The 9,029-nt window shown below is 66.1% G+C and carries 6 protein-coding genes; 2 read left to right on the forward strand and 4 right to left on the reverse strand.

Annotation, left to right across the window (positions count from 1 at the left end; translation table 11 throughout):
- Both GPA27_RS22340 and GPA27_RS22345 read right to left on the reverse strand, forming a co-directional pair.
- Positions 1–1,497, reverse strand: a complete 1,497-nt coding sequence (locus GPA27_RS22340) for an AMP-binding protein (protein ID WP_169142638.1) — start codon at positions 1,495–1,497, stop codon at positions 1–3.
- A gap of 82 nt (positions 1,498–1,579) precedes the next feature.
- Entirely contained in the window at positions 1,580–2,767 is a 1,188-nt protein-coding gene (locus GPA27_RS22345; protein ID WP_246261367.1) for an aromatic ring-hydroxylating dioxygenase subunit alpha, read from the reverse strand.
- 277 nt (positions 2,768–3,044) lie between these two features.
- Between GPA27_RS22345 and GPA27_RS22350 the strand changes: the two genes are divergently transcribed.
- A complete protein-coding gene (locus GPA27_RS22350; RefSeq protein ID WP_169142639.1) occupies positions 3,045–4,127 on the forward strand; it encodes an MBL fold metallo-hydrolase in 1,083 nt (360 codons plus the stop codon).
- Between the two features lie 72 nt (positions 4,128–4,199).
- On the forward strand, positions 4,200–5,906 hold the full coding sequence (locus GPA27_RS22355; RefSeq protein ID WP_211165161.1) for a class I adenylate-forming enzyme family protein: 1,707 nt from the start codon (positions 4,200–4,202) through the stop codon (positions 5,904–5,906).
- Between the two features lie 87 nt (positions 5,907–5,993).
- Here GPA27_RS22355 and GPA27_RS22360 read toward each other — a convergent pair whose 3' ends face one another.
- Together GPA27_RS22360 and GPA27_RS22365 are read right to left on the reverse strand one after the other, a co-directional pair.
- Positions 5,994–7,844 carry a putative bifunctional diguanylate cyclase/phosphodiesterase gene (locus tag GPA27_RS22360; RefSeq protein WP_256223079.1) on the reverse strand — a complete coding sequence of 617 codons (1,851 nt, stop codon included), beginning with the start codon at positions 7,842–7,844 and terminating at the stop codon, positions 5,994–5,996.
- A 203-nt stretch (positions 7,845–8,047) separates the two neighbouring features.
- Positions 8,048–8,926: an SDR family oxidoreductase gene (locus GPA27_RS22365; protein WP_169142642.1), complete on the reverse strand. Its 879-nt coding sequence runs from the start codon at positions 8,924–8,926 to the stop codon at positions 8,048–8,050.
- Positions 8,927–9,029 lie beyond the last annotated feature (103 nt).

Below are 9,029 nucleotides of genomic sequence, written 5' to 3' on the forward strand. Positions count from 1 at the left end.
TCACCTCGTTCCGGCGATATTGATGAGAAGGTCGCGCAAGGCCGTACCGTACGGGGCCAGCAGGTCCCCTGCCGTGACGTCAGGCAGATCGCGCGGAGTATGGAAGAAGCGGTGGGCGCCGACGAACCCCGCCACCGGATAGCCAGCGTTCCGGAACACGGCAAGCTCGCCGCCCGCGCTGTCGGGCAACGCGAATACCGATTGCAGGCCCAGTTCGGGAAGCGGTGCGAAGGCCGCTCGGGCCACGGACATTGCCGCCGGATGGACAAAGAAGAATTTCCCCGGTGGCTCGTGGTCCAGCGGGACTACTTGGCCATCGCGGGTCGCCCACGCGCGGGTGCCTATCGACGCACCGAGGTGAAGCCAGAACGCGACCTCATCCGGCGGGGGTACCTTATGCTCGGCGATCGCCTCTTTCGCGCCCAGGTAGTGCAGTTCATGACCGGAGGTGGCAACGAAAAGAAAGTTCTGGTCGCCCGGCGTGGCCGCGGCCCAGCGAGCCAGCCCGAGCCACAGCGCTATGCCCGGGCCGCGTTCGCCGGCCGCCTGGAACCAGCCGCTGAGAGGCGTCGAGACAACGATCCACTTTCCGCCGCCGCGGACGATTCGCCCGAAAACGTTGGCAGCCGGCGAATCCGGAATGCGCTCCCCCGTAATGGTGAGCACTGCGTCGCTGCCGACCGATTCACGAAGGCGTTCCCCCTTCCCGCCGGAAACCACGAGTACCGGGATGGGAAGCGGAGTCTGCTCCAGGCCCTCCACAGCGTTCGGCTGATAGTGTTCGCCCGAAGGGTGATCAAGTGCGACGACGAGCCCGACCGCCCCGGCGGCCGCCGCACGCCGCGCCAGCGCTGGAACATCAACCTGATGCCAAACGCCTGCAGTTGCTGCGTCCGCCAGGGCAATCGCTCCCTTGAGCGGCGCATCCGCGCCCATCCGCACAAGTACGCCGGGGACGCCCTGCGACGGGGTTACATGGGGGAACCAAAACGGGAGGCCGGAGAATGCCTTGCCACCGACTTCGATCGTCGATTTCCGCGCCGAGAAGCGGGTAAAGCGAAAGGTCTGACTGCTGCCGTCGATGCCGGCCGCCGCAAGTTCGCGACGCAGCCATTCGGCGGTTGCCAAGTCACCCACGCCTCCGGTCCGGTGTTCGCCCAATGCGGCATAGCGGACCACATCGCGGTACAGGGCTTCGCCGCCAAGGGGTGGCGCCTCCTTGGAGAATGCAGAACCCGAAATCAGCAGCAGCGGGAATGTCGAAAGGATCAATAAATAGCGCAGGATGCGGTTGCGCCAGTGCGGCGCTGCAATGATTCCGCTATCGCCCGCTTCGACGCCGTGTCGCTGCAGGCGCGCCGCAAGCTGGTTGGCGCGCTCTGCCAGTTGGGCGTAAGTCACGCGCAACTTGCCGAACACAATCGTGATCGCGATCCGCTCGGGTACCGCATGTGCGACGATCTTGGCCAGATCCGCCGGACAAGAAGCCATTGGCATAGTTTATCTCGCCTCCTTGTGCGTGCGATCATGCGTCACACGACAAGCAATGTCCTCGTCCGGGCGGACTACACGAGGTCCGTCAGGCAGGCGGGTCGATCTCCGCAAGGCCTCGCGGATGCGTGATCGGAAACGGTCTGTCCTCGGCACAAGGCGGCATTGGTACGATTTTTCCTGCCGCTTCCGAATAAGGAGTCGCCCCGCGTGGGACGTAAAGCCCCTCACACTGGTCGAGGAACTCCTGCTTCTTCGCACGCGGGTTGTAGAACTGCTTGTACCAGATGCGCGCCTTCATGAAGGGGCCGTCGCTGGGGATGAAGAGGCCGTTGAGGCACGGGCCCTTGTTCATCCACACCTCGAAGTCCTGCATGAATGCGAGCCGGCTCGCCTCCTGGAACTGCCGCGCGGCGATCGCGTCGGGCACGGTCGCGACAGGGTTGTTGCCGGGCGATTTCACGAGGAGCGAGTGCCAGACCTTGATTGAACCGTCGTCGACGGGGGTGTGCGTGATCATCAGGACTGAGTCGTAGAGACCGGTGAGATGCGAGATAAGCACGCCGGGACCATGGTAGGTGGTGTCGGTGTGGAGGACGGGGCTCACACCGTCCGCCCCGACCAGGGTGCGGTGCGGGCCACACTGGCGCTGGGTGGCGGTGTGGCCGCGGAACTCGTTCTCGTAACGCTCGACGGTCGATCCGTGGATGGGGCTGAGGTGGCCGTAATCACAGATGTTGTCGATGACTTCCTGCGGGTGCTGGTTGAGCACGCCGAGGTGGTCGAACTTCCAGTGCACCCAGGACGGATCGTCCCACTGCGGCAGGGTCGGATGCTCCCACTCGGGCTCGCCGCCTTCGGGGTCGTGCCACACCCAGATCGCCCCGAGGCTTTCGACCACGGTCCACGACTTCACGCACGCCGTCGCCGGGATCGGACCCTGATGGTAGGGAATGTCGTCGCACTTGCCATCCGCGCCGAAGCGCCATGCGTGATAGGGGCAGCGGATGCTGTCGCCTTCGACGTTGCTGCCTCCGCCATCGATCACCACATAGGACGTGGTGTTCTGTGCCGCGAGGTGGGTCTTCATGTGCGGACAGTAGGCGTCGAGCAGAACGATCTTGCCGGTCGCACGACCGCGATACAGCGCGAAGTCCTTGCCGAAGAAGCGCACCGCCAGCGGCTTGTGGGTGTTGAGTTCCTCGGCGTCAGCGATCATGAACCAGCCGCGCGGATAGGTGAATTCGCCGATCCGGTAATCCTTGGTGGTAGCCATCGAGCTCTCTCCTCTTGATGAGGTATGGGGAATTTCCCCCAGATTTTCGAGATCGCGGAGATGCCCGGCATCCCCTGTTTGGACGATGGACGCGCGAGCCATCAGAGCAGGAGTCGGCGGATCAATCCCGGGGACGGCCAAGGGAAACCCCGCGCACGACACGCGACTCTCCCGGGAAGCAAGGCGACATCGTCCTTTTGGACGTTTATCCACTACCCGGGCCGGTCTAGATTGCAGCAACGATCGGGTATTCCGACCGCAGCACACAGGAGCATTCATGCCAGACCACGGGCTCGTTTCGGAGCCGGCGCGAGCCGGCGAAGTGAAGGAGGAAGGGGAGCTCCAGTATCCGTTTGCCGCCCCTGCCCCCGATGGCGACGTCGTCGAACTGGCGCCCGGCATTCTCTGGGCGCGCATCCCCATGCCGATGCAGCTCGACCACATCAATGTCTACCTGCTGGAAGACGGCGATGGCTGGCTGGTGGTCGACACCGGCCTGAACACCGGGAAATCCAAGGCGCTGTGGGAGACGATCATCGCCCGCCACCTGAAGGGACTGCCGGTGAAGGGGTTGATCTGCACGCACTTCCATTACGATCATGCCGGACTCGCGGCGTGGTTCACGGAGCGCTTCGACATCCCGCTCTACATGACGCATGGGGAGTTCTTCACGATGCGGGGGCTGAACGAGCAGGTCCCCGATCCACTGCCCGTGCCATTGCGCCAGTTCTACCGCCGCGCGGGGATGCCCGACGCGCGCATTGACCGGATGTTCGGGGCGGTGCGGCGCGATCCCTTCATGCCGCCCCATCCGCACGCATTCCGGCGCCTGCGGGAGGACGACGAGCTTCACATTGGCGGCCGCACGTGGCGCATCATCATCGGTGAAGGGCATTCGCCCGAACACGCGTGCCTGTACTGCGAGTCCGATCGCATCCTGGTTGCCGGGGATCAGCTCCTCCCGCGCATCACCTCGAACGTGCTGGTGTCCGGCGTCGAACCCGAGGCGAATCCGCTCAAGCTGTGGATCGAGTCGCTCGGACGCCTCGATCGCCTGGCCCCCGAGACGCTCGTGTTGCCGTCGCACCAACTGGTCTTCCGTGGCCTCAACGCGCGCGTGCGAGGGCTGCGCGAGCACCACCGGCAGCAGTTCGACATCTTGCGGGAATTCGTCGCCGGAGCTGGCAGCTGCACCGCGTTCGAGGCCATGGGGCGGCTGTTCCCGCGCATCCTCGGCGGCGCCGACGACATGCTCGCAATCGGCGAAACCATTGCGCATCTGTCATGGTTGCGATACGAAGGCGAACTGCGGCGCGTGCTCGACGATGACGGCACTTATCGGTTCAGCGTGGCGAACTGAGCGCGAGGAAGGAATCACACGCACGAACAAGGACAGCGACGGAGTATCTGCACCGTCGCCATGGAGGGACGAATGACGAACATCATCGACGCGCTGGCCGCTGCCCGCGCGCAACTGCTGGCGCCGGGTGCGCCGTTCGAGCTGACCGAATGCGAAGTCGGAGGACGTCCGGTAAAGATCTACCGGAACGCGCTCCCAAGCTTGCCGACCCTGATCGACGCCGGCCGCGCGCATGGCGACAAGGTTTTTGTCGTCTATCAGGGTGAGCGCTGGACATTCACGCGCTTCTTTGCCGAAGTCGACGCCGTCGCTGCCGCGCTACAGCAGCATGGTGTGGGGCGCGGCAACCGTGTGGCGATCGCGATGCGCAACCGGCCCGAGTGGGCCGTCGCCTTTGCCGCCGCGGCGCTGCTCGGCGCCGTTCCGGCGCCACTCAACAGCTTCGGCCTGCGCGGCGAGTTGCGCACGGCCCTTGCCGACGTCGAACCGGCCGTGCTGGTCTGCGATGCGGAGCGTCTCGAGCGCATCGAAGGCGATACTGGCGTACCCGGCTGCCGTATCGTGCTCGTCGGCGGGCAGGCAATCGATGGCGTGCTGTCCTATGAGGCGCTTGCGTCACGGCCGCCCGAGGCGCTCCAGCGGCCCGCGCTCGGCCCGGACGATCCGGCGCTGATCCTGTTCACCTCGGGCGCGACGAGCCAGGCGAAGGGCGTGCTGTCCTCGCAGCGCGCCGTGTGCCAGGCCCTGTTCAACATCGACTTCATCGGCGCGATCTCCGCGATGACCTCGCCGCAGGCCGTCGCGGCCCTCATGCAAAGCGGCCTCGCACCGACGACCCTCACCGCGGTGCCGCTCTTCCACGTCAGCGGCCTGCACGCGCAGCTCTTGTCCGCCTTGCGCAACGGCCGCCGCCTGGTGTTCATGCACCGCTGGGATCCCGCGCAGGCGCTGGACCTGATCCGCGACGAGAAGATCACGCAGTTCAACGGAGCGCCGTCGATGGTCGCACAGCTCCTTGCGTCCCCCGGCTTCGATGACCCCGCGATCACCGGCAGCCTCGGAAGCCTTGGCTTCGGCGGCGCCGGCCTGCCCCAGCCGCTGATCCGCAGCGTCTTCGCCGCCCGCCCGAACGGCATGTCCGGCATCGGCTTCGGACTCACCGAGACCAACGGCGTCGGCGCCGCCGGCTCGGGCGAACTCTTCAAATACAAGCCGCGCAGCTCGGGCATCACCTCACCCATCATCGACGTGCGCATCGCCGACCCGGACGGCAAGCCCCAGCCCCCCGGCGAGTCCGGCGAGATCTGGCTGCGCGGCGTCACGGTGATGCAGGGCTACTGGCGCAATCCGGCGGCGACCGGCTCCGCGTTGGTCGACGGCTGGTTCCACACCGGCGACATCGGCTATCTCGACGACGAAGACTTCCTGTTCATCGTCGACCGTATCAAGGACGTGATCAACCGCAGCGGCGAGAAGATCGCCGCAGCCGAAGTCGAGTCCTGCTTGCTGGAGCATCCGTCGGTCATCGAGGCGGCCGTGTTCGCGGTGCCGGACGAAAAATCGGGCGAGGCAGTGGTCGCCGCCGTCGTCGTGGACGCGCCCGGCGCGGTCACGTCCGAGGCGCTGCGCGAGCACGTTGCGGCGCGACTCGCGGCCTACAAGGTGCCGGTGGTGGTGCATGTGCGCAGCGAAGCCCTGCCCCGCAATCCCGCGGGGAAACTGCTGAAGGCAGACTTGAAGCGGGCATATGGCGCACACGTCGCCGAACGCAATGACTGAACGTCGTTAAGGAAACGCCTGGCGCCCGCGGGCCACGAGAAAATGCCGCGCCCCGGCGGGAAGCGGCGTCCGCAAGCGCCATCTTCGTCAAGCGTGCCAGCGGGACTGCATCTCCCACTCGGCAAGCGATTCGATTCGAACCGGCATGCCGACGAAGAATCCTTGGGCGGTATCGCAGCCGAGGGCCGAGAGGCGGTCCCAGATGGCCTGGTTCTCGACGCCTTCCGCGACCACCGAGAGATCGAGGTTGTGTCCGAGTTCGATCGTCGAGCGCACGATGGTGGCCGAGTCCTCGTTCGCGACCATGTCGGCGACGAACGACTGATCGATCTTGATCGCATCGACCGGCAGCGTCTGCAGGTAGCGGAGGCTTGAATAGCCCGTGCCGTAGTCGTCGATGAACAGCTGAACGTCCATCCGCTTGAGTTGCGCCAGGGTTTCCCGCGCGCCCTCGGGGTCGTCCATCAACGCGCTCTCGGTGAGTTCGAACTGGATCAGTTCGGGCCGATTGCCCCAGGTTGCGAACAATCCCCGGACGCGATCGGCGAGTGCAGGGTCGTGCAGATCCTGCGCCGAGAGGTTGATCGATAGCGGCCGGTGCTGTCCCGCCGCCTGCCACGCATAGGCTTGGCGAAACGCCGCTTCGAGCACCCAGCGCGTCAGCGATCTGATGAGGCCGGCGCGTTCCGCCAGTTTGATGAATTCGTCGGGAGCGATCAGCCCGGCCCGCGGATGCTGCCAGCGCAGCAGCGCCTCGGCCCCGCAAATGCGCCCCGAGCCGAACGCCACCTTCGGCTGGCAGTAAAGCCGCAATTCGTCGTTGGCGATGGCCCGGTGCAGGTCGCCCATCAGCGCGAGGCGTCGTGTGCAGTCTTGGTCCAGGCTGCCTGCGTACAGGGCATGGCCCGCAGCCGTCCGCTTCGCATGGTAGGCCGCAATGCTGGCACGCCGGAGCAGTACCTCAGGGTCGTCGCCATGGCCGGGAAACAATGCGACGCCGACGCTTCCGCGCGCATCGACGGTCAGTTCTCCCAAGTCGACCGGACGCCGAAGTGCGTTCATGAGCTCGGCGGCGGTCCGCGACGCATCGTCGGCACCACCTCCCGGCAACAGGACGGCGAAGTCGTCGTCGCCGACCCGCGCCAGGATCACGCCATCGGCGAGCTGCGCCGCGAGGCGCGCCGAGATCTCCTGCAGCAGGCGATCGCCCTGCCGGTAGCCCAGGGTGTCGTTGATCTCCCCGAAACCGCCTACCTTGACGATCAGCAAGGCCAGGCTGCGTTGCGCCTGCCGGGCGATGTCGAGCGCAGCGCGCAGGCGCTCGCAGAGGGCAAGCCGGTTGGGCAACCCGGTCAACGCGTCTTCATATGCCATACGCTCGATGGTCTTTTCCGCCTCGCGATGCCGCTCCCGGATGCGCAGGTTGGCGATCCCGTAGGCCAGGTCGTCCGCCAGTTCCGCGAGCAGGCGCACCTCGGCCTCGTCGAACGCATCGGCGTCGGCCGCGGTAATGCTGAGATTGCCCAGGAGTTCGCCGTCAATGCGCAGTGGAAAGGCGCTGATCGCGGCATGTCCGTGCACGATCGCCTCGTCCCGCCACTGCCCGAGCGCCGGATCGTTAAGGATGTTCCTGCCGATCACCGGGCGCCCGGTGCGCAGCGCCGTGCCGGTCGGACCGAGCCCGAGTCCCGTATCGCCCCATGTAAGCGGCGTGGCCTCCAACACCTTCGAATCGAGCCCGACACAGGACATCGGCCGGATGCTTCTCTGCTCGTCGTGCTGCGCGTAGCCGACCCACGCAATCAGATAGCCATGGTCGACGATCACCCGGCACATGTCCTGCAGCAGCGTCCCCTCGTCTCTCGCGCGCAAAAGCGTACGGTTTCCCGCGCTCAGGGTCCTCAGCGCACGATGGACGCGCCCCTGCTCGTCGGTCACGGTCGGTGCCGCGGACTCACGGGGTACGTCCTGAATACTCGAGACGCCCGGCGAAACGCTCATGGTCGGCCTCACTTGCCTTGCCTTCGTCTATATTAGCCCGACTTCTTCGGCAAGGACGCGGCGATCGGGCAGGCGCCGAAGCAACTATCCGCGGCGCGTGCCCGGCGTCAACGTGAGACCGACCGCCCCCACATGGCCGCTCAGCTTCCCCAGACTTTCTGCGCCGGAACCGCCTCCGCAAGGATCGCGTCGACCGCCGTACCGACTTCGGCTGGCTGCCAGCGCGCGCCCTTGTCGCGGGTCACGCTGGTGCGCCAGCCATCGCACAGCGAGATGCGCCCGCCCTGGGCTTCGAATACCTGCCCGGTGACGTGGTGCGACAGCGAGCTGCCGAGCCATACGACGAGCGGCGCGACGTTTTCGGCGGCCCACAGGTCGAAGCTGCCGTCCTGGGGTTTCTTGACGACTTCCGCCATCGCACTTTCCGTCATCGACGTGCGTGCAGACGGCGCAAGCGCGTTCGCCGTCACGCCGTAGCGCGCGAGTTCGGCCGCCTGGACGAGCGTCAGCGAAGCGATGCCGCCTTTCGCCGCTGAGTAGTTCGACTGACCGATCGAGCCCTGCAGGCCGGCGCCGGAGCTGGTGTTGATGATGCGCGCGTCGACCTTGTGCCCGGCCTTGGCCTGGTCGCGCCAGCGGCGGCCGAGGATGTTGGCGAGGCAGAAGTGCCCCTTCAGATGCACCCGCATGACCTCGTCCCAGTCGTCTTCGCTGAGGCTCACGAACATGCGGTCGCGCAGGATACCGGCGTTATTGACTACCACATGGACATCGCCGAAGGCCTCGACCGCGGCATCGACGATGCCTTGGGCCGATTCCAGCCGGGTAATGTCGTTCGAGTCGGCGATCGCCTTGCCGCAGCTCTCGCGGATCTCGCTCGCCACGGCCACGGCGGACTCGTTGCGGATGTCGTTGACGACGACATTCGCGCCCTCGGCGGCGAAGGCGAGCGCGTAAGCGCGGCCGAGGCCGCCGCCGGCACCGGTGATGATTACGGTGCGGTCGTTACAGATTCCCATTTGAAAGATCTCCTTGTTGGTGCGGCAAGCGATCACCTGACGCGGTCGGTCTTGGGTTCCTCCACCTTCAAGGGGGAGGTCAGGAGGGGGATGGGTTTCGTGC

The sequence above is a fragment of the Aromatoleum toluolicum genome (assembly GCF_012911005.2).
GTDB classification, from domain to species: domain Bacteria; phylum Pseudomonadota; class Gammaproteobacteria; order Burkholderiales; family Rhodocyclaceae; genus Aromatoleum; species Aromatoleum toluolicum.